29 protein-coding genes are annotated in these 18319 nt (G+C 39.6%); 12 read left to right on the top strand and 17 right to left on the bottom strand.

Annotated elements, in window-relative coordinates:
* Nucleotides 1-621: 621 nt before the first annotated feature.
* From ACWYN3_RS27590 to ACWYN3_RS27555, 8 genes are all read right to left on the bottom strand, one after another.
* Entirely contained in the window at nt 622-843 is a 222-nt protein-coding gene (locus ACWYN3_RS27590; protein WP_456217221.1) for a hypothetical protein, read from the bottom strand.
* 189 nt (nt 844-1032) lie between these two features.
* The gene (locus tag ACWYN3_RS27585; RefSeq protein WP_456217220.1) at nt 1033-1173 is read right to left on the bottom strand and encodes a helix-turn-helix domain-containing protein; all 141 of its coding nucleotides are present in this window, start codon (nt 1171-1173) and stop codon (nt 1033-1035) included.
* Nucleotides 1174-1671: 498 nt separating this feature from the next.
* Nucleotides 1672-2106: a hypothetical protein gene (locus ACWYN3_RS27580; protein ID WP_456217219.1), complete on the bottom strand. Its 435-nt coding sequence runs from the start codon at nt 2104-2106 to the stop codon at nt 1672-1674.
* 7 nt (nt 2107-2113) lie between these two features.
* Nucleotides 2114-2434, bottom strand: coding sequence for a hypothetical protein (locus ACWYN3_RS27575; RefSeq protein WP_456217218.1), 321 nt, complete (start codon nt 2432-2434; stop codon nt 2114-2116).
* A 286-nt stretch (nt 2435-2720) separates the two neighbouring features.
* The gene (locus ACWYN3_RS27570; RefSeq protein ID WP_456217217.1) at nt 2721-2891 is read right to left on the bottom strand and encodes a hypothetical protein; all 171 of its coding nucleotides are present in this window, start codon (nt 2889-2891) and stop codon (nt 2721-2723) included.
* A 69-nt stretch (nt 2892-2960) separates the two neighbouring features.
* Nucleotides 2961-3602: a hypothetical protein gene (locus ACWYN3_RS27565; protein WP_456217216.1), complete on the bottom strand. Its 642-nt coding sequence runs from the start codon at nt 3600-3602 to the stop codon at nt 2961-2963.
* Nucleotides 3578-3751, bottom strand: a complete 174-nt coding sequence (locus tag ACWYN3_RS27560; protein WP_456217215.1) for a hypothetical protein — start codon at nt 3749-3751, stop codon at nt 3578-3580. Before ACWYN3_RS27560 ends, ACWYN3_RS27565 begins: the two co-directional genes overlap by 25 nt.
* A gap of 65 nt (nt 3752-3816) precedes the next feature.
* Nucleotides 3817-4569: a LytTR family transcriptional regulator DNA-binding domain-containing protein gene (locus tag ACWYN3_RS27555; protein ID WP_456217214.1), complete on the bottom strand. Its 753-nt coding sequence runs from the start codon at nt 4567-4569 to the stop codon at nt 3817-3819.
* 358 nt (nt 4570-4927) lie between these two features.
* Between ACWYN3_RS27555 and ACWYN3_RS27550 the strand changes: the two genes are divergently transcribed.
* From ACWYN3_RS27550 to ACWYN3_RS27535, 4 genes are all read left to right on the top strand, one after another.
* Nucleotides 4928-5278 (top strand): hypothetical protein, encoded by a 351-nt coding sequence (locus ACWYN3_RS27550; RefSeq protein WP_456217213.1) that lies wholly within the window; start codon nt 4928-4930, stop codon nt 5276-5278.
* Between the two features lie 29 nt (nt 5279-5307).
* A complete protein-coding gene (locus ACWYN3_RS27545; protein WP_456217212.1) occupies nt 5308-5679 on the top strand; it encodes a hypothetical protein in 372 nt (123 codons plus the stop codon).
* Nucleotides 5655-5954 (top strand): hypothetical protein, encoded by a 300-nt coding sequence (locus ACWYN3_RS27540; protein WP_456217211.1) that lies wholly within the window; start codon nt 5655-5657, stop codon nt 5952-5954. Before ACWYN3_RS27545 ends, ACWYN3_RS27540 begins: the two co-directional genes overlap by 25 nt.
* An 851-nt stretch (nt 5955-6805) precedes the next feature.
* Nucleotides 6806-7168, top strand: coding sequence for a hypothetical protein (locus tag ACWYN3_RS27535; protein WP_456217210.1), 363 nt, complete (start codon nt 6806-6808; stop codon nt 7166-7168).
* A 161-nt stretch (nt 7169-7329) separates the two neighbouring features.
* Here ACWYN3_RS27535 and ACWYN3_RS27530 read toward each other — a convergent pair whose 3' ends face one another.
* Genes ACWYN3_RS27530 through ACWYN3_RS27495 form a run of 8 tightly spaced genes read right to left on the bottom strand, consistent with a single transcriptional unit; the run spans nt 7330 to nt 13054 of the window.
* Nucleotides 7330-7626, bottom strand: a complete 297-nt coding sequence (locus ACWYN3_RS27530) for a RagB/SusD family nutrient uptake outer membrane protein (RefSeq protein ID WP_456217209.1) — start codon at nt 7624-7626, stop codon at nt 7330-7332.
* Nucleotides 7623-8699 carry a RagB/SusD family nutrient uptake outer membrane protein gene (locus tag ACWYN3_RS27525; RefSeq protein WP_456217208.1) on the bottom strand — a complete coding sequence of 359 codons (1077 nt, stop codon included), beginning with the start codon at nt 8697-8699 and terminating at the stop codon, nt 7623-7625. Before ACWYN3_RS27525 ends, ACWYN3_RS27530 begins: the two co-directional genes overlap by 4 nt.
* A 9-nt stretch (nt 8700-8708) precedes the next feature.
* Nucleotides 8709-9140 (bottom strand): hypothetical protein, encoded by a 432-nt coding sequence (locus ACWYN3_RS27520; RefSeq protein WP_456217207.1) that lies wholly within the window; start codon nt 9138-9140, stop codon nt 8709-8711.
* Entirely contained in the window at nt 9125-10132 is a 1008-nt protein-coding gene (locus tag ACWYN3_RS27515) for a hypothetical protein (protein WP_456217206.1), read from the bottom strand. Before ACWYN3_RS27515 ends, ACWYN3_RS27520 begins: the two co-directional genes overlap by 16 nt.
* Nucleotides 10122-11195 (bottom strand): TonB-dependent receptor plug domain-containing protein, encoded by a 1074-nt coding sequence (locus ACWYN3_RS27510; RefSeq protein ID WP_456217205.1) that lies wholly within the window; start codon nt 11193-11195, stop codon nt 10122-10124. Before ACWYN3_RS27510 ends, ACWYN3_RS27515 begins: the two co-directional genes overlap by 11 nt.
* Nucleotides 11110-11784 (bottom strand): carboxypeptidase-like regulatory domain-containing protein, encoded by a 675-nt coding sequence (locus ACWYN3_RS27505; RefSeq protein WP_456217204.1) that lies wholly within the window; start codon nt 11782-11784, stop codon nt 11110-11112. Before ACWYN3_RS27505 ends, ACWYN3_RS27510 begins: the two co-directional genes overlap by 86 nt.
* Nucleotides 11785-11795: 11 nt before the next feature.
* The gene (locus ACWYN3_RS27500; RefSeq protein WP_456217203.1) at nt 11796-12098 is read right to left on the bottom strand and encodes a hypothetical protein; all 303 of its coding nucleotides are present in this window, start codon (nt 12096-12098) and stop codon (nt 11796-11798) included.
* A 17-nt stretch (nt 12099-12115) separates the two neighbouring features.
* Entirely contained in the window at nt 12116-13054 is a 939-nt protein-coding gene (locus tag ACWYN3_RS27495; protein ID WP_456217202.1) for a TlpA family protein disulfide reductase, read from the bottom strand.
* A gap of 677 nt (nt 13055-13731) precedes the next feature.
* On the opposite strand from ACWYN3_RS27495, the gene ACWYN3_RS27490 reads away from it, so the two are divergent.
* The 4 genes from ACWYN3_RS27490 to ACWYN3_RS27475 all read left to right on the top strand — a co-directional run bounded on the left by ACWYN3_RS27490 (nt 13732) and on the right by ACWYN3_RS27475 (nt 15088).
* Complete coding sequence (locus tag ACWYN3_RS27490) at nt 13732-14103, top strand: hypothetical protein (RefSeq protein WP_456217201.1); 372 nt, start codon at nt 13732-13734, stop codon at nt 14101-14103.
* A gap of 106 nt (nt 14104-14209) precedes the next feature.
* The gene (locus ACWYN3_RS27485) at nt 14210-14347 is read left to right on the top strand and encodes a helix-turn-helix domain-containing protein (RefSeq protein ID WP_456217200.1); all 138 of its coding nucleotides are present in this window, start codon (nt 14210-14212) and stop codon (nt 14345-14347) included.
* Between the two features lie 23 nt (nt 14348-14370).
* On the top strand, nt 14371-14628 hold the full coding sequence (locus tag ACWYN3_RS27480) for a hypothetical protein (RefSeq protein WP_456217199.1): 258 nt from the start codon (nt 14371-14373) through the stop codon (nt 14626-14628).
* Nucleotides 14629-14926: 298 nt separating this feature from the next.
* Nucleotides 14927-15088 carry a hypothetical protein gene (locus tag ACWYN3_RS27475; protein WP_456217198.1) on the top strand — a complete coding sequence of 54 codons (162 nt, stop codon included), beginning with the start codon at nt 14927-14929 and terminating at the stop codon, nt 15086-15088.
* Nucleotides 15089-15569: 481 nt separating this feature from the next.
* Here the strand turns inward: ACWYN3_RS27475 and ACWYN3_RS27470 are convergent, their stop codons facing one another.
* Nucleotides 15570-16394, bottom strand: a complete 825-nt coding sequence (locus tag ACWYN3_RS27470; protein ID WP_456217197.1) for a helix-turn-helix domain-containing protein — start codon at nt 16392-16394, stop codon at nt 15570-15572.
* Between the two features lie 85 nt (nt 16395-16479).
* Between ACWYN3_RS27470 and ACWYN3_RS27465 the strand changes: the two genes are divergently transcribed.
* The 4 genes from ACWYN3_RS27465 (at nt 16480) to ACWYN3_RS27450 (ending at nt 18174) form a co-directional block, all read left to right on the top strand.
* Nucleotides 16480-16935 carry an anthrone oxygenase family protein gene (locus ACWYN3_RS27465; RefSeq protein WP_456217196.1) on the top strand — a complete coding sequence of 152 codons (456 nt, stop codon included), beginning with the start codon at nt 16480-16482 and terminating at the stop codon, nt 16933-16935.
* An 81-nt stretch (nt 16936-17016) separates the two neighbouring features.
* Nucleotides 17017-17163: a hypothetical protein gene (locus ACWYN3_RS27460; RefSeq protein WP_456217195.1), complete on the top strand. Its 147-nt coding sequence runs from the start codon at nt 17017-17019 to the stop codon at nt 17161-17163.
* Between the two features lie 59 nt (nt 17164-17222).
* Nucleotides 17223-17531, top strand: a complete 309-nt coding sequence (locus tag ACWYN3_RS27455; protein ID WP_456217194.1) for a hypothetical protein — start codon at nt 17223-17225, stop codon at nt 17529-17531.
* A 40-nt stretch (nt 17532-17571) separates the two neighbouring features.
* Nucleotides 17572-18174 (top strand): hypothetical protein, encoded by a 603-nt coding sequence (locus ACWYN3_RS27450; protein ID WP_456217193.1) that lies wholly within the window; start codon nt 17572-17574, stop codon nt 18172-18174.
* Nucleotides 18175-18319 lie beyond the last annotated feature (145 nt).

The following is an 18319-nucleotide window of genomic DNA, read 5'->3' as shown; positions in this document are numbered from 1 at the left end:
CAGATATACTGGCCCCTACAGGGGGTTCCCTTTTCTTTTGTTCTACCGCTTCCAGCGGCTATAAGAACCCCTGGAGGGTTCTTTAAAAGGCCTTTACGCATGCGTAAGGCCAGATGGGAGGCTCTCTGCCCAACCACTGCTTGCTCCTTTTTTTTGAAGGAAAAAAAGGACTTTTTTGCAAGTCCGATAACCCCTCATCGTTTTCAAAGGAAGACCAGATACTCATGGCCTCCCTAAAAAAAAATCAAAAAAAAAGCTTTGCTTTTTATAATAGTATCTGGCTCCGCAAAGGAGCAGAGGCCAGAGGGCTAACAGTGCACCGCGATAGCAGGTGCATCTGTTTCCCGGATTCAGGGGGAAAGCCCCCGTTTTGCTGCCGCTCAGAGAAGGCGGTAAAGCCTTCGATGACGGCTACCCCCCGCAGGCTTTCCAGGCTAACAAAGCACCGCGACAGCAGGTGTATTTGTTAGCCTGTTCTGGAGGTATGGCCTTTGTTTTCCCGCCAGCAGACAAGGCGATCAAGCCTTGAATGCTGGTTGCCCTCAGCAGGTTTTCAGGGCTAACAGCGCACCGCGACAGCAGGTGTATCTGTTTCCCCGATTCAGCGGAAAGACCTTTGTTTTACCACCACCGCAAGGCGTTCAAAGCCTTGCGGGTGGCTCCGTCTCCGGCCTGATCTGCAGGCGTAAGATCTGCCGGTTCAGGGCGGACAGGACAGTGGTGCCAGCCACCAGACCAGGCTGCCGTGCCTGGGATGGTAGCTGGGCTGATACCCGATGTACCCTTTTTCGGTAAGCTCCCGCAGACACTTATGGTAAGTCGCAATGGATGCGATCTTAGCATAAGTCATCAGCAGCCGTCTGTTGATGTTAAAAGGGCTTTGGCATTCATTACGATGCCAGCAGATCAGCAGTGCGGTAAACAGGCTCATGTGCGTTGCCAGCAGGCTGTTGTCCTTACTGATCCTTTTTAATGCGGACATAAAACCCTTGAGAGCGGGAGCTGGTAGGTCAGGTTTAATGATGCCCGCTGTCATTTAAGACCTCCTTCCAAAAGGGTGTTAATGTCATCCAGTTTGTAATAAAGCATGGAACCCACTTTGGTAAACCTCAACGTGCCGTTGATCCTCAGATTTTGCAGGGTACCCGGTGAAATGTTCAGCAGCTTACGCACCTCATTGCTCTTGAGCCATTTTTTAGCTGCTCCATCTTCCGGTTTAATTAGTGTTCTGATCTCGCCGATCAGTTGTTTTTTTTAAATTCGTTCAGATCATCTTTAGTGATCACTTCAATCGTTGTCATAAGCCTCCTATTTTAAATGGTTAATATTCGCCGGATAACATAGATTATCCCCATGTCTTTGCCGAGATCAATAAATTGATCGCTGGTATCGAAATTTAAATTTGCCTGTAAAGGTGCCGGAACTGGAATAGACACTATGGGGAGTAACCTAACGGGCCCCCTTGTTTTAGGCAGATCCTGTATCCCGGAAATTTTGATGGTGTCAATTCATACTACCTCCTTTTTTTGTTCAGGACAAAAATGGGGATCAGTATAATTTATTCCTGATCATCGGAAACAGGATGATCACTTTTGAAGGGGTATGATGCGGTATTGAATGATTGCAACGAATAATATACAGCAAGATATCATATGGCCGTATATGGAAATGTCAACTCCAGCGGGGTGCTTTTTTGATCTGGAAAAGTTTAAATTTTGATTTGATTGTAGCCCTGGAAATTCCCGGATCATTCTTGTCAGCCGGGAAGTAACGTCGGATGGTATGGTATTTGATTTCCTGGTCAGCCTCCCGGAAACCTTTACAGATCATTTTCGTCCAGGCAGCCTGTGTCTGCGCAAAAACCAGTTCCTTTCCATTGGGCAGCAGCAATTCCTGCAATTGCAGAAATAGATCCAGCAGCGTGTCCCGCTGGCCAGCGGCAATGTTGATGTAATCATCGGCTTCCTGCTGCTTAAACGCTTTGAGCTCGGCGGTGATTCCTGCGATTTTTCGTTCCAGTTCGGTAATCTTGATCTGCTGACGGGCAATGGTCATCTCAGCAGATTCCTGATCGCCCCAGACATTGATACTTTGGAGGTAAGCCAATGCATTTTTAAGGCTGTTTTTTTTTTTGTAAGTTTTTCAGGTGATCAGGCCCGTAAATAGACAGGCCCTTTAGCCGTTCAGCTTCTTCGGCGATGAGCTCCCATAGAAACATAAAGTACAACCGCTCATCGGCCTGACTTTGGGTAGCTATATAATAGGCCAGATGGTACACATAAAACTCCTTAAAGCGGTCTGTCCCAACCTCAAAAATCTTGTTGAGCACAAACTTCATGTAACTGTCTTTCCTCCAGCTCAGGGGGTTGCCAATATCCAAAGTGTCCTTAGAAAAATCGAAAGGTTTGCGCGGGCTAAAAAAAAGTGCACTCATAGGTTGATGATTTATACAAAAATAATCAAAGCTGATCAAAGGGGCAATAAGCTATTGCTGCGATCTAGCGGTATAGTAGTAATTCTGTATATCCATATATGACTTCAGCGTTTCTTTAGTAAATTGTACTTGTGAACAACTATCAAATCGTAAAACCTGCCCTACGGAAGGGTTATCCCTATGGCAAAACTTCGGTAATAGAATAGATGTCCATCCCCTTACCCACTTATCCTCCAACGTGTCTTCTATGATGAAGCTTTAGAAAATTGGTTGGGTATTTTATTTGTCAGGAACGGGCTAAGTAATTGTAATCTATTCTCTGTTCCGGGTAACCTTCGGGCCGTTTTCCATAAACCTTAAAATAAACCTTCAGTTTCCCGCTTTCAGGCGCTGTCAATTGTTGTATCCTTTGCAGTTCTTCTTCAAATGTTTCCCCCACCTTATCCCTGTCTTGCATGCAGGTGCAATCTCCGCTGTCATTACAGGGGTGACATAATTCATGTTGATCTGGTTAAACCGGCGACCCTCATCTGTCCAGGTACGCAGGAGGTTCCTCAATAACAACACCTTCATAATAAAGTTCCCAATCCGCCTCGGTTACTGCCCTTCCTTCAAGGTTTGTCTGGATTTCAATGGTTTTCTTAAACGTATCGTAATATTCCTGGTAGATCTCGTCATTTTCACGTTCTTTCACCCAGCGGGCCTCGTCAAAATGTAAATAGGCCAGGTCGAAATTACGGTAGTCCCAATCCAGTCCAAAGGCCTTTAATTTCCTGAAAACAAATTCATAGACCGGGACAAGATCTGTTGATTCATTTTCCCAACATAAATTCTGATATTTCAAAATCCTGGAATCCAGGATGTGCAGTTCTTCCAGGTACCTTTTGAACAGCACCGAACCTCCATAGTGAGCGCCCAGGGTATGTGACTTTAAATTTTGATCATAGACAGCACATTCAAATCCAAAGATATGCTGGATACACTTTATCAGTATGCAGATCATCTCTATAGGCATATCTTGGGGCAACCGCTTATAATGAAGACAAAATGCTTCAAAAGTCTTAAAGGGTTCTGGTATTGGCAGATCTTTGATATGACCATATTTAAACTGGTGCTGATTGATTTTATATCGTTCTACTCTTGTTAAACGGTATTGGTGGTACGCCATTTCATCGGTGACTGGCCGGATAAAAGAAACGGCGGCGAATGTTCAAACCCTTCGGGCGCGATTTCGGCGATCAGTTCAGGAACCGAGAGTAACAATTTGCTGATCAGCACCTGCGTTGTTGCAGCCAGGAATGGACTATAAACTGACATAACCTATTATTTATAATAAAGTTACTTACCTTGAATTAAAAACAAAAATAAATCCACCGGTATCCTCAGCCTGTATTCCTGTGTTCAAGTTCTTTTTGGGCGTTAATCCATTCCAAAAAAAAATCTTTATTGGCCTCACTAACCTTAACAGGTTCTCCTGGGCGTGGTTCAAGGGTTAATACCAGTCCCCGGTCATACTTTTTATGACCTCTATAGGCCTTCCTTGCAATGATATAAGAACGGTTGACCAGCAGGAAATGGTAAGGGTCTAATTTTGCAGCGATATGTTTTAACGAGGTGAGCCCTAATAGTAACGGTGCGCTGAAACAGGGCTGCAAAATTAGATTTTTACCATGACCACAGATATAAGCAATATCATCGACCTGTACTTTCATTTCACTGCCCACACCCGAAAAAAAAATCAAATGATCAGGATATTGCTGTCCTGAACTGTTATTCCCAGCGTATGCCCAATGTTTATTAAACAAGTAATTAAAGTAATAACCTGCATAACCCACACTTACGAGTAGGGAAAGGGTAAATATCATTGGGAAAAGATGCCTGGAATACAATATCGGCAGGATTTCTATATGTAGGATGCCAAAATAGAGCTGGGAAAACAGGACAGCTAGCACCAGAGGAAGAAACCAGCCAAAGAGCAATTGTAAGGTAGCCCTTTTTGTAAAGCCTTGTTCCCATCGGCACCTCTTGTCAAGAATAACCGTAATCCAGTCTACAATGGTAATGAACATCATGTTTGTACAGATGACACCGATAAAAGGTATATAGAACCATCGTTGTGGCAATAATTTAAACATACTGGATATACCGGAAGAAGGCCAAACCATAAGTAAGGCTGTCCCTGTTGAAATAACCATAATCCATAATCCAGATGAAGTTGGGATAAGTTATTACATTCCTTTCGGGTGGTTTATTTGCCTCATTTTTCATGTTTTTGTAAGAATGATTAGGTTAAAATTACTAAAAAACGACCCCAAAAGCGTTGATATTTATCTACTTCGCAAAAATAATATGCGATTTCATTCCCTATTTTGCCGGTTTCATTCCATTTTCTGCCATTTCATTCCTGTATATGTCTGTTTCATTCCAAGTCGGGGTTTTGCCTATTGATATATCAAAAGTTCGTATTTAATTTTATCACAAATAGGTGATATTATGGAAACAAACAATCAGCTCTGTGGAACAGATCCTAAAATTAATGTCTCTGGTAAATGGTTGCGTTTCGCCTTATGGTACACAAAAACACCCATATTGAAACACATCAATCCCTTTTTTTTCCTGGTTTTTCTGTTGGCAACTACCCTGGTGTTAATCATTCCAAGGGGAAATTGTACCTGTGAAGAGCAGTTGCCTGATCAGGCCCTTCAAAGTAGGGAGCTGCAAAACAATAAGGAAGTTCAAGCTCATTTAAAAGCCAGGGATAATGTGATCATCTGTGCAGCAAGACAACAGGAACTTTTAGAAAAACTGGAAAAAGGAAAAAGGCTAAGAATAAAGAAAAATTAAACATATTCAGCGATCAAATCATCTCTAAAATGAAAATAAAACATCATATCAGTCAATCCAGCTATCAAATGCTGCTTGATTACCTTGCTAAATTTCTCATCCTGGATGACCAGAATTACTATCATCATTTAGAACAAAGCTTGATTGGCTGGTCATGTGGTGGGCGCGATGAGGAAATGCATAAGGCAGGAACCGTATTGAAAAAGTCATGGTTTATTACCAAAGGAATGGTTTATCTATATTTTATAGATAAAAAAGCAAGGGAGAAGTGGTCTTTATGCTATTCCGTGCCGGAACGATTGCCTATTTACCTGACAGTTTTACAAATGGAAATCCTTCAAGCTGTTATATTATGGCCTGTGGCGAAACCGAACTTTTGGAGATTTCCAAACGGGATTTAGATTTCATCCATCACACGATCCCGCAAAGTCTGGAACTGGAAAACGCAATCATTGCTGCAATCTCAGAAAAAGCCAGGGAACGCGATGCCTTATTCTGGTTGGAGCCGGAAGAAAGGATACTTACCTTTTTTGATCTGTACCCTGAACTACATCCGTACAACAAAACGGTAAAAATGCTGGATATGCACATTGCCAGTTACCTGCACATAGATAGATTTCAATATTCCAAATTTAAAAATAGGTTATTCCCAAAAAAAGTCCGGAAAAGTTGGTAATTACCAACTTTCGAACCAAAACAGGTTTGTAAATTAGATTTATAAAAATGAGGATGCTTAGAACTGCTATTTCTTAAAAAATGGTCAGATTTCTGATCACAAAAAGGTCAGAAATAATCCGGAAATTGTCCGATTTGACTATAGTTTTATAAGATATCTGTAAGCTAACTTTACCCTTATTAGTTAAAAAAATATGAAAAAGGAAAATGTAAAAATCAGAAAAAAAGTATGGATGGGGAGTACCGGATTTGGAACCGCCAATTCCTGGTGGTATAATGCCAGACGCTAAGATAACAGTCCCCGAAGGAACAACTGTTATCAAGAATAGAATCCGGTCGGTACTGATAAGATGACGCCGAGTCTGGTATACGGAAGGTGGGTACAACCTTAAAGTGCAAATGATGAATGGGCAACTGGTGCCAAGGCAGTACCAGCGGAGTTTAAGAACAATGAAGAATAAAATGTAAAGAAGATGAAAACGTTTGATACAACACGAATAATGGACATAGCCGGGACACTAATCCCCTTGTCAATGCTTGCGCTAATGACAATGCTTTGCATCCGTTTCATCATGAGGTACACAGGTTTATGCATTTGGCATTATACAATTTGTATAAAACCGTTCTTTATCTGCGATTACGCCCGAAAGAGAGTTATGGGCAGAGTAATTTATCGGCGTAAATTTGCCGTATACGACGACAAACCCGGATAACGGGCGAGGTTATCCGGGTAAAAGTTAACCCAACCAACAAGGTTGGAAAGGTAAACAGCGAGGTCTGCTAAAAGACACCCACATCATAATTATATCATTAAAGGTACGCATATTACCTGAACATATGCACCAACGGCTTATGGCCTTAACAAAAAAAATAACAGGAGCGATTGTAGCAATTGCTTTTGTTTTAACTACTATAATAACCTTTGCTTTCAAATCAGAGGTTAAAAGCGAAGCAGACCGGGCTTCTCTCAGATGGTTCAAAATTTCCGGAGCCCATGCGCCTTCGACTTCTGTTCCAACTTCGGACGCTGTTTATATTCAGACAAGTGTAAATCCACCTAACAATCCTGAAGATTGTGATGGGGACACTAATCAGTGCGTATCTGGGTTTAACACCTCTCAAACGGCCCCAAGTGGATCTTCTTTTGTGTTGAACGGTAGTCAAACACCAGTAACGACTAGTGCCGAAAAAGATAAAAATCAAATAAGTATCTAAAAGGAAGTGAATTTTAATCTTAACTTTCTTTGCGGCATAGCTGAATTTTCAATAAGGGGCTGTTCAATACAGCCTCTTATTCATATGGTTTATATGGCTACAGGTTGAGACATTTTTGTATACCGATTCTCAGGTAGCCAATTTTTTCGGACACCGTCTTTTTAGTACCCGAGACTTTGGACTAAACTTGAATTCCTTTCAAGTTGAGCTTGTGGTATTGGATATAGAACAGCAGTTGGTTTCCAAGTTGTTTTGATCGCTGATAACACTTCATGCGCTCTTTGAGTTCTTTTAAGGTCAAACCAGCGATGACCCCATTCAAATGCAAGCTCGAGCTGCCGTTCTTTTTCAATTTCTTTTAACATCAATGCCTTGTCATTACCCGCCGAAAAATTCTGCAATCCAGCCCGTTGTCGAATTTGATTAATGTCTATTTCTGCTGCAGAAAGGTTGTTCAAATTAGCTTCGGCCTCTGCCCCCCTATAAGGTATTGTTCAGTAAAACGTAACATAACGTAGTTTTCCAATGTTGTGCTCCCGGCAACACGCATCTTATACTTATAGGGGTATGGATATTTCACACCATTTACAGTATTAAAACGAATCCATTGTATCTTCCTAAGATCGTTTACATCAAATGCATTAAACAAGTCGTCTGATATGATATAGGCAGGCACTCTGGATGATGAAGATGGAATTAAATTAAATCCTTCCCAGGTTGCCCGGCTTGGTGAGACGGGTAACAGCCCCCAAATAGTTTCTGTACTTTCAGGCAGAAAAACATCGTTCGGCGTAGCGGCGATACCATATCTGTTGGACTCAATCAAACTGTTTGCCTCAGTAATTGCGCCTGTATAATTGCCTCTGAAAAGATAGACTCTCGCAAGTAAAGCAGTTGCTACATCTTTATTTACTCTTGTGTTTCCGTCTATTTTCAATGGCAATACAGACTTCGCATAGGTTAAGTCTTCAACAATCTGCTTATATACTGCTTCCTCAGAAGCCCGGGGCAACGTCCTTGAAGTATTATAATCAGTGGTGAGCACTAAGGGTACAGGGCCATACAGATTAACGAGATAAAAGTAAATAAATGCCCTCAAGCATCTGGCCTCAGCAGTGAAAACAGCTTTCTGACTATCTGTGAGCGTGTGGCTATTTGCTACACCTTCTATGCAGGCATTCTGAGTATAAATGTATGAATAACCGGCTGACCATATCCCACCAACCGTACTGTTTGTTGGCAATAGGGTATTGCTATAAAATTGCCTGTTATCATCAGATGCCGTTTGCAGTAGCTCATCAGATGACATACCCGGATAAATGGTTAATAGACCAGAACCAAAAGTAAGTCCACTGTGCATTCTCGCATAAATTCCCACGAGTGCGGCATTGGCATCAGCACTGTCTGCAAAGACCTTTTCCGTGGTTAATTCATCTTTAGGTAAATCTATTTCTATAAACTTTTTGCAAGCAGAATTTGTAAATAGAATAATTAAGATTATTGTCCAGGATATAGTTGGATAATTTTTCATGATGTAAGTTTATAATGTTAATTGAAGCCCGAAGACAAAGGTTTTTAGAACTGGGATACCATAAATGCTTTGTGTTTCAGGGTCGTTACCTAAATAATTACTTATTGTGAAAAGGTTCTGAGCCGCTCCATACATTCGTAAGTGCTTTAAACCAATCCGTTTCGACAATTTTTCATTGAAAGTGTAGGAGATATTGATCGTCCTAAATCTCAGGTAAGAAGCATCGGTATAGGCTCCGCTCGAAAAGGGAAACCAACGCCCACTTTCATAAGCATCTGCATAAGCAACGGCAAATCGCTGAATGTCGGATATATCACCGGGCTTTTGCCAACGGCTCAATAGTGCAGCAGGAACATTGTATTCCTGACCGGGGGTAAAAGCATATACCTGATTAAGATAATTAGCCCCTAATTGTTTTTTAAACTCTATGAAAAAATCCATTGTTGTATTCCTTTGTAGCTAAAGGTATTTTGAACCCCGCCATAAAACTTAGGATCACGATTGCCGATGCTGACATAATCGTTGAAATGAGTCTCGGAAGGAGATTTAGGAGTGCTTGTCAATTCTCCGGCTGCATTCTTATATTGAAACAAACCGGTTTCGGGATTTACTCCAGCATATTGAAAACCATAAATGGTGTTCAAAGATTGACCTATGACGTAAGTAGTGGCGTAGCTGGAGCTTTCAAGACCAGGAAAAGAGACCAATTTGTTCTTCGGTATGGATATATTGAACGAGGATGACCAACTGAAATTTTCCTTTTTAATATTTTGCGTTTGTACAGTAAATTCAAATCCTGAGTTCTGCACTATGGCATCCCAGTTTGCTGTGACTGACCCGAACCCTGTTTGGCTGGGCAAATAGTAGCTTATTAACTGATCACCAGACCGGTTTCTAAACCATGTTGAATTAAAAAGAATACGATCTTGAAGAAAAGCCAGTTCAACACCTGCTTCCAGCTTCTTAGTTGAGGCCCAGCCAAGCACTGGATTAAAAAGGTTTTGCGGTGTATAACCAATACTATTGTTATATGGATAAGGTGTAGTGGCCCATCTCGATAGATATTGATAGTCCCCAATGGCATCACTACCAGTTATACCATAACTTGCCCTTAATTTTCCGTAGCTAAGAAAACCTAAGTTTTCCTTTATATAACCTTCTTCAGCAAATAGCCAGCCTGCACCTATGGAACCAAAATTACCAAATTGTTTTCCGGGGCCAAACCTGCTGGAACCATCCCTTCTGGCATTTAAGTTCAAAATATATTTTTGGTCAAGAACATAGTTAATTCTACCAAAGATCGCAGTATATTTATATTCGTTGAAATCATCACTTACGTAACGGACTGAGGCAGCATTTATGGATTCTATAAGGTCATCATTAATATAACCAGTACCTAACGTTTGTGTTTTTGCATTAACGTTACGCTGCAAAGTACTTCCTAAAAGAACTTAATATTCCGCTTTTAATGCCTTTCTTATATTCAATTTGAGGTTCTATTATCCAGGTTGTATAATTGTTATTACCAAAACTTGCAGAAGCTTCAGGACTTAAAAGTGGATTTTGTGCTGAAAATGGATTACCAAAGTACTCTTTACTTAACAATGTATTATATCCTACATTTGCCTTTATGGTGAGTTCTTTAGTGATTTTATAACCCGTTTGAAATGCATTATTTAGCATGGTATTCTGCAAGTAATAAATATTTCTCAGATAGGAAATCGGATTATCGCCCATACCTAAACCTAATGAGATGCCGTTGTAAGACCATACAAGCTTATCGTTATGATCAAGAAGGTTTGGGAAATTTGGTTCAAGCCGATATGCAGTAAGCAGATCACGGCTTCCAGAGGAATTATTTTTGTTGTAAGAAAAATTAGAAGTGAAATCTATGCTGAATTTTCTATCTGTTGAATTATGGTGCAGGTTAACGGAAAATGTTGCTCTGTTATCAGCATAATCGCCTGGAAAAATATAGGTATTCCGATTAACTCCTGCAGCCAAACGGAAGTTGGTATTTTGACTACCACCTGAGAGGGCCGCATTTACTACAGTATTGTTTGCGGTGTTCCCCAAAAAATAATCTTTCCAGTTGGTGTATTTTGTTGTATCAAAAGATAACAGATCGGGAGCATAAGCATTATCAAATAATGTTAAGTTAGGTATAAGACCATCGTTTTTGATTGCTTCTCTGCGCATCATAAGGTATTGCTGGGTATTCATCATCGGCATGGTTTTACCCACTACGCTTGCACCGTTACTTACGTCTAATGTAAAGTCCGTTTTTCCGGCCCTTCCTTTTTTAGTGGTTATTAGAATAACACCGTTACCTCCTCTTGAACCATAAATTGCCGTCGCGTCCGCATCTCGTAAAACCTCAATACTTTCTATATCAGATGGATTGATGCTATTAAAAGGACTTGCACCTCCATACGGATTGTTTAAAGATTGCTCCTGTAGGTGATTGTATAGAGCTGAATTGATTGATATTCCCATTTTGTGGCGAAAAAGGAATTCCGTCAACAATGAAAAGTGGATTGTCGATTGGTAACGCGACACCTAATCCTTGTACTGAAGAAGAAAGTGTATTTTGTCCTCTGATCTGAACCTTGAAAGCAGCTCCCGGAATACCGCTTGTGGCAGTAATAACCAAACCCGGCACACGGCCCTGCAATGCAGCTAATGGGTTGGAGACGGGCTGAGTCCCAATGTCCTCTGCCTTAACTTTTGTTACTGATCCTACATTATAACGTTGGGTGGTGGTGCCATAAGCAATTACCTGAACTTCATCCAATGTGCTAATTTTTTGTTGTAATGTTAGCAACATTAACTGTTTTGTATCTGCTACAACTTCAAGTGTTTTGTAGCCTGTTGCTGATAATTGTAGCGTTTGGTTTAATGTAGTAGTTCTGATGCTGAACTTACCCTCACCGTCAGTGGATGTCATTTGTTTGGTTCCCTTTAATACTACTGTTACACCCGACAAGCGATTTTTTGAGCTATCGACTACTATACCGGTCGCTATCTGGGAGTAAGTGGTAACAGGCAAGAAAAAGAATATTAAATAGTAAAGAATATATTTCATGTGGTTATGTATTATTTATCTGATAAAATGGCCACTTGAATCTTACGAATTTCTTTTGTTAAAGAGAGTCCCTGATCTGAAAGTGTGAGTTGAAGTTTGACGGAGTCCAGCAACCGGGCTGGTAAGGATAATGTAACCGGAACGGCTAACTTTGTTTCATCGATGAATGGCTGATTATAAATTCTTTCCAATTCAAATACCAGTGATTGTAAGGGGGAATTGTTATAAAAGATAGGCAAACCAGTTTCATCGAATAAGTTTGTTTCTCGTTTCAATGTTTTGGGAAAGTTGATTAGCTTTTTTGGATCAGTCACCCTTAATATCCAGCAACTCATCTCCCTTTCGACGGTAGTAACGCGATAACCAAAAACCTGTTAAGATCTGCTTGCAGAGTTTCCATTGCTTTTTCTCTCGGACGACGTGGAAATAGGGCTTCATAATTATAAAAATTCAATGCTTTCCAAGATGTGGATATACTGTCAGATGTGAAACGGGATGGTGCCGATATATTTAGGATCATCCTTGCCGGGGTGATATTTGCAAGAATGGGATAAGCGTATCTGTAAAAATCAATAAGCGGACTATTTGTAATTGTTAGCTTATTGATTAGCCCCTCTTCATTTTCATTTACATACATTCTGCGCTTTAATCCTTCAACATAAGGTGCTAATATAGATTTATAAATATACTTGGGTGGTTCACCTCCATTTCCATCCTCAAACAAAAACTGCTTTGGATTATAAGCTATTTTCACGGGTGTTGCTTTTATTCCGATGCCTCTTAGCACACCTTCTACATTTTCCTTAGTGATGCCATCCGCATCGGTTATTGCAATAACCTTATTATTCTTTATCCAACTGTAATGGGGAATTGCGGTATGTGGGAATAAATTTCTTAATATCGTATCCTCTACGATAGAAGTAAAGTTATACGCGATTTTTCGCTGTGTTAAAAATCGGTTTACTTTTTCTTTATCATCTTTCGTTGATTTACAGTTTACCGGAATGACTTTTAAATGCTGCTGGTTTTCTTTTTGCAAAGAATAAAGTGTTGGAAACTTCTTTATACAGCTGCTGCACCATGTCGCCCAAAAATCAAGTATAATCAGTTCGCCTCTGTAGTCATTTAATGTTATGGTTTTCTTTCCTTCGGGATGGTTGACAACCTGTAAAGGCATATTCCATACGGCTTCAGGTATGGTATCTCCAATTTTTAAGGGCCGGATGCTATTGTTTTGGCCTTGCGCATCCGCTCTAAAAAAAAAAGACAAAGCATAACCATTACTATGGGAAGTATAGTTTTTTTCATTAGTTATTTTATGAATAATAAGTTGGTCAGTTGATTAAAAAATAGAAAAAGCAAGGCGATGGCCATCCTACCTATTGAAAGGACGCCGCCACCTGCTAATTACTAAGTACTTAAACTGGATTCTTTGGCTTTAAAGCAAATAATCTATCGAATGGACTACTGGAAGAAATGTAATTGATTGTATTCATGTCATTAGATCTTCGGTTCAAAAAGTAATCTAATGGCGGTAGAGTGCGAAATAAAAAAAACGAAACGCAGGTCTATACTCACCATCCGCCCCTCGCGAGTTTGGATATACGGCGAGCTAGTTTCCTGCGTTCGTTTTCCAAATATATCAAAAAATATAAATGCGAACGCAGGGCTTTACTCGTTGCCTCTGTTTATCCGTACTTTGCGAGGGGCGGTCAGAAGCAAATTTCAGAGCCATTCTAATAAAGGCTAAATCATTATCAATTATTTATGTTTATGTTCTAATAATTTTACACCTATATAACTACATTATATGTCTATTTAAAATACATATTTATAATTTTATATACATGCTAATATACAAACAATAACCAACATATACAAATATGTAGTGTAAATTTACAAATTTTCCTATTTCAGTGAATACCTAAAGCCTGTTTCTTTGGAGAAGTGAAAAAACAGGCTAAGATAGATAGAGGTGCTGTTCTTAAAAAAGCAGTAAAAGAATCGGGTATTCCTATTACCGAGGTCGCTAGAAGAGCGGGATATGGAAGAGTTACATATTATTTACATATCGAAAATCCAGATCTGAAATTTGATGTATTAGAGAAGTATGCAACATCAATTAATTACGATTTTAGAGATGAAATCCCTGAAATGGTTGAATATTATGAACGGAAAAGGGAAAGCAATCTATCGACATTTGAAAAAATTGAAGCAGACCGTAACTTTTGGCGTGATGAATATACAAGAATTTTAAAGGAGAAAAATGAATTGATCAAGCGGATTGAGATTCTTGAAGACAAACTGTCCAAAAAGTAGTAATTTTTTATGCTTTGCGTGTAGTTTGAAACCGAGCAGGAAGCTAAACGACAGTAATATTAATATTTAAGAGCCGTTTAGTATATTTGGCCAAGTATTTCTAAAAATGGAGGCTCTTAAAAACAAGTACATAGGCAATAATATCCGAAGTATTCGGCAACTAAAGGGCATAAAGCAGGGCGTTTTAGCTGAAATGCTAGGGGTTAAACAACAAAGTGTATCAAAAATGGAAAGAAGAAATTAGTAACAAAAGATCAACTGGAAAATGTGGCAAAAGTTTTAAATGTTACGGCCGACCTGATCAGAAATTTTGATAATGGTGTTGTAGTAAACAATAACTTTCTTTTTAACGATCAGATCAACAACCCTGTGAAAGAGATTATTGACCATTTTAAAGAGGAAGTAGTAAAAAGAGATGGAGAAATAGAGCGTTTGAAGGCTGAGCTTGACCAGCTCAAAAAGCCGAAAGGCGACACTAAAATTGAGACTGCGGAATCGCATTTAAGAAAAGTAGGCAAGGTATAATTTGTTTGCCAAGCCCTTCGATACAATAGAAAGCTACTGCAAGAAACAGTGGCTTTTTTTTCAGTTGGCTGTATTTTACAACCAAGCGCAATTTTCATTTCCCATGAATAATTGTTAAATTGCCCGAGAGAGCGTTGACCGGCGGAGGCTAAGTCATCCTTGGCTTTCTTTCGCCATTTTTTCACTCTCTGCTTGTTGTTGCTAACCGCATTATGAATTAAAACAACTTTATAACCTCTCCCATTGTGGGTAAATTCATTGCCTATGCATAATTCTATTAGACCTTACGAAATTAAAAATGGTCCCAGTATCTGATATTGAAGTTGGTGATTTTTTGGTAAACCTTGGATCGGTAATTGAAACCGAGAGATTGGATACCCATTATAACATTATTATTGCCCGACTTAACGAAAAGCAGGTTTTAAAATTCGAAAGAGATACGATTCTAATCACAACTTAACCAACAAAAATGAGTCGAGAACCTGTGTAATGAGGAGTGGAATGTTTTTCCCTGCCTCCTTTAATGTTGTTTTAGAATAATGGATAAATATTACTTTATCGGATATCCTGAAATGTATTTTTCTGAAAAAATTCCCGTCAACCCTCATATTACTACTTTGGATGTTGCCATTAGTTTTTTCGTTAGTGTATTGTTAATAACCATTTTGACTTTAGTTCTAGAACAATGGAGAAAAGAGCAAGGGAAAGAAACGAATAATAGTCCGAAACGTTATGAATAGATTGCTTTATCCATTTATACCTCAAGAGCCACGAAATAGTGGCTCTTGAGGTATAAATGGAATTCAAGTAGTTCGTTTTGATGGTTACAGCTTATCTAAAATAAGGATTGTAGGTAAGAAGAACAACCGATAAAATTTTGGATAGGATAAATAAAAAAGACTCCACCATTATCATCCATAGAGTAGGTATCATCTGAAGATTTATCCAGTCGGAAAGGTGCTATACCCGCTACTGGGCTGGAGGTAGAAACGGCTTGGGGGAAATTCAGCAAATGTTCTGAACTCTTTCAAGATATGCGAGGAATCTGTATATCCGCATTCCAATGCAATCTGGCTCCAGTTTTTATCAGGAAAGTTATTTTTTACCTCCATTGCATACTCAAACCTAACAATCCGGATGAATAGTTTGGGGGATATGCCTATTCTGGTCATGAAACTGCGCTCAAACTGACGGAGACTAAGGCAGGCCATTGAGGCCCATTCATCGATGGTATGGTCGTCTAGGTGATTGAGCATTTTAGCGGCAATCTGATCAATAGGTTCCTCTGGCCGGCACTGATCATCATACTTGCCCAGGATAAACAAAGCAACAATGTCAATCATCGAATCGTAAGATGAAGCCTCACGAAGTTGGTGTAGCACCTTATTTACTTCGTTGCCCCAGTAGTTAGCAGCATCTAAACCATTATTAACAGTTTCCTTCATCTGGAGGCCGAGTAATCTATAGGTGCCTGTAGGATGGAACGTACATTTAATCATCAGGTGGTTTTGGCCAAACAAAAGCCCAATTGGTATATATTTCGGGCCTGTGATTACTACTGGGGGTACGGGTATTTCTACCCTGGCTGCCGGCACTATCTTTATCGGGTCATTTACATAAAAATAAAGCGCCTGCTCGGTGTTGGCCAGACAGGTTATGAAAGGTTCAGCAAGACCTTCTTCGCCAAATTTCATGTGGCTGATCTGAAAGTCCCGAATCAATGACGTAAGCGGGCCAGTAGGATAATAGATTTGATAGAAGGCCATTTATATTTTAAATATGTCGTTTTTTTACCAATTCAGCTTTTTGCTAAAGCCTAAATTTGAGCTGTAATACAATATAAGTAAAATTATGAATATACTGATCATCAGGTTAGCAAGCCTTCTTAGCTCCGGGCTAATTGCTGGTATACTGTTTGGAATTTGGGTCGGTTACAACCCTAAAAATTTATCAGCGCAAACTTATGTTGAACAGCAGCAAAGCGTAATCAAAGCAATGAACACCTTCATGCCATTAATGGGCTTAGTGACTATTGCAATTACACTTACGGCGGCTTTTATGCAAAAGGAAAAATTGTCCAATTTCACCACATTGTTATTTGCGGCCGGATTACTGATCCTATCGGGCTTACTCACCAGGTTTGGCAACCAACCCATTAATAGTGTAATGTTAACTTGGGACAAATTAGACCCACCAGCTAACTGGGTGGAATTAAGGGACCGGTGGTGGAATTTACATACCATCCGGATGCTCTCTGCCTTTATTGCATTCTGCCTAATCTCCTGTTCTAGTATTAGGAAAGTGTAATAAAATCATATCAGCTTACAAATTAGAAGCAAGACCAAGCTGAACAGCCGACAAACTATTGAAAACTAATTGAAAAATTATATGAAAACATTGAGACACATTTTTTTGCAAGCTATAATCTGGATTGCAATAACAGCAATATTTGGCTGTAAAGAGAAAAGCAATGATGCAAGCCCCAATGAAAGTTGTGGTTATACTATCAAAATAGCCGAAAGCAGCAATGCATAGTAACCTATGATAATAATTGCACAAACAGTACTATTGGCCAATCGGCCACTGAGCTGATAATGGTATTGAGCAGTGGTGATACAAAATATGCATTGACCATAAATATTAAAGGCACTGGCAAAGGAGATTATATGGTTAAAAACGAAGCCCCTTTTGGGCCTGGAACAGCCAGCCTGTTCCTTACCTCCGATCAAAGTAAGATTCCGGGCAGTTTATCCTTTTCCACAGGAAAAGTAACCATTACCAGATTTGAAAATCAGCTTGCAGATGGAATGATCAATGCTACGGCTTTTTCGGCCATCAATAAGAAAACATATACATTAATTGGGGAATTTAAAAACATGGGGATTAATAAAATAGCCAATTAATCTTTGTAAATATATTTTGATAAAAATTAATCTTTTAACCATGAAAAAGCACCTATATACCCGCTTATTAGCAACAATAATGCTGCTGGTCCTGCTTGCAGGATGTAAAAAGAATAACGTCACTCCACAGGAAGACCTGAATTTTTTATTTACTAATACCGTATGGACAGGAGAATTTAAAGAAGCCCTAAGGCCCCAGGAGCCCTTTAGCATTTATTTTGATGACATTGGTGGGTTTATATGGCAGGAGCAACGAGGACTATACACCGGGAAATATAGCATAAATGCGAAAACCAGGACCATATCGTTCCAGTTTCCAAAAGGAGATTTTACGGCAAAAATTTTAAAGAATCAGCTTTCCGAATTTACCGGCTCGCTCATTGAAAAACCACTGAGCTGCGAATTAAATAAGCAGGCCGACAATAACGTTGATAACTCTGAATGGAAAGGATTATACAATGAAGTTGGGGGCAACCCTTCCCTATTTTTTTATGACAAGAACCAGGGGCTTATGGTAGATGGAGGTTATTCCGGGTTCAGTCCCATACCTTATACCAGGAGATCATGCACCTTTAGATACGAATTTTTGAAAGATCCTTACACGTATATCTATTTTTCAGTGATCATCCCAATGGGCAAATAAAAGGACTTAGAAAACAATACGATAAAACTGGTGCTACAGTTGCTCTGATCAGTTACACCCTTACCAAAAAATAAATAAACCGCATTAAAATTAAACCGCATGCTATGAAACTTTTAACGATCCTGGTTGCCCTACTTTCTTTACA

It is taken from the genome of Pedobacter sp. NJ-S-72 (assembly GCF_053890575.1).
The sequence above is the reverse complement of the archived record's forward strand: the minus strand, read 5'-3'. Positions and strand labels throughout refer to the sequence as shown.

Bases quoted from the DNA above. Each gene is read 5' to 3' on its own strand.
- ACWYN3_RS27485 (WP_456217200.1), top strand. From the start codon at position 14,210: ATGGAGGCTCTTAAAAACAAGTACATAGGCAATAATATCCGAAGTATT.
- ACWYN3_RS27465 (WP_456217196.1), top strand. From the start codon at position 16,480: ATGAATATACTGATCATCAGGTTAGCAAGCCTTCTTAGCTCCGGGCTA.
- ACWYN3_RS27545 (WP_456217212.1), top strand. From the start codon at position 5,308: ATGAAAATAAAACATCATATCAGTCAATCCAGCTATCAAATGCTGCTT.
- ACWYN3_RS27525 (WP_456217208.1), bottom strand. From the start codon at position 8,699: ATGAAAAATTATCCAACTATATCCTGGACAATAATCTTAATTATTCTA.
- ACWYN3_RS27565 (WP_456217216.1), bottom strand. From the start codon at position 3,602: ATGGCGTACCACCAATACCGTTTAACAAGAGTAGAACGATATAAAATC.
- ACWYN3_RS27460 (WP_456217195.1), top strand. From the start codon at position 17,017: ATGAAAACATTGAGACACATTTTTTTGCAAGCTATAATCTGGATTGCA.
- ACWYN3_RS27555 (WP_456217214.1), bottom strand. From the start codon at position 4,569: ATGTTTAAATTATTGCCACAACGATGGTTCTATATACCTTTTATCGGT.
- ACWYN3_RS27535 (WP_456217210.1), top strand. From the start codon at position 6,806: ATGGCCTTAACAAAAAAAATAACAGGAGCGATTGTAGCAATTGCTTTT.
- ACWYN3_RS27505 (WP_456217204.1), bottom strand. From the start codon at position 11,784: ATGAAATATATTCTTTACTATTTAATATTCTTTTTCTTGCCTGTTACC.
- ACWYN3_RS27575 (WP_456217218.1), bottom strand. From the start codon at position 2,434: ATGAGTGCACTTTTTTTTAGCCCGCGCAAACCTTTCGATTTTTCTAAG.
- ACWYN3_RS27550 (WP_456217213.1), top strand. From the start codon at position 4,928: ATGGAAACAAACAATCAGCTCTGTGGAACAGATCCTAAAATTAATGTC.
- ACWYN3_RS27560 (WP_456217215.1), bottom strand. From the start codon at position 3,751: ATGTCAGTTTATAGTCCATTCCTGGCTGCAACAACGCAGGTGCTGATC.
- ACWYN3_RS27450 (WP_456217193.1), top strand. From the start codon at position 17,572: ATGAAAAAGCACCTATATACCCGCTTATTAGCAACAATAATGCTGCTG.
- ACWYN3_RS27470 (WP_456217197.1), bottom strand. From the start codon at position 16,394: ATGGCCTTCTATCAAATCTATTATCCTACTGGCCCGCTTACGTCATTG.
- ACWYN3_RS27510 (WP_456217205.1), bottom strand. From the start codon at position 11,195: ATGGGAATATCAATCAATTCAGCTCTATACAATCACCTACAGGAGCAA.
- ACWYN3_RS27475 (WP_456217198.1), top strand. From the start codon at position 14,927: ATGGTCCCAGTATCTGATATTGAAGTTGGTGATTTTTTGGTAAACCTT.
- ACWYN3_RS27570 (WP_456217217.1), bottom strand. From the start codon at position 2,891: ATGCAAGACAGGGATAAGGTGGGGGAAACATTTGAAGAAGAACTGCAA.
- ACWYN3_RS27520 (WP_456217207.1), bottom strand. From the start codon at position 9,140: ATGGATTTTTTCATAGAGTTTAAAAAACAATTAGGGGCTAATTATCTT.
- ACWYN3_RS27455 (WP_456217194.1), top strand. From the start codon at position 17,223: ATGGTATTGAGCAGTGGTGATACAAAATATGCATTGACCATAAATATT.
- ACWYN3_RS27590 (WP_456217221.1), bottom strand. From the start codon at position 843: ATGCTAAGATCGCATCCATTGCGACTTACCATAAGTGTCTGCGGGAGC.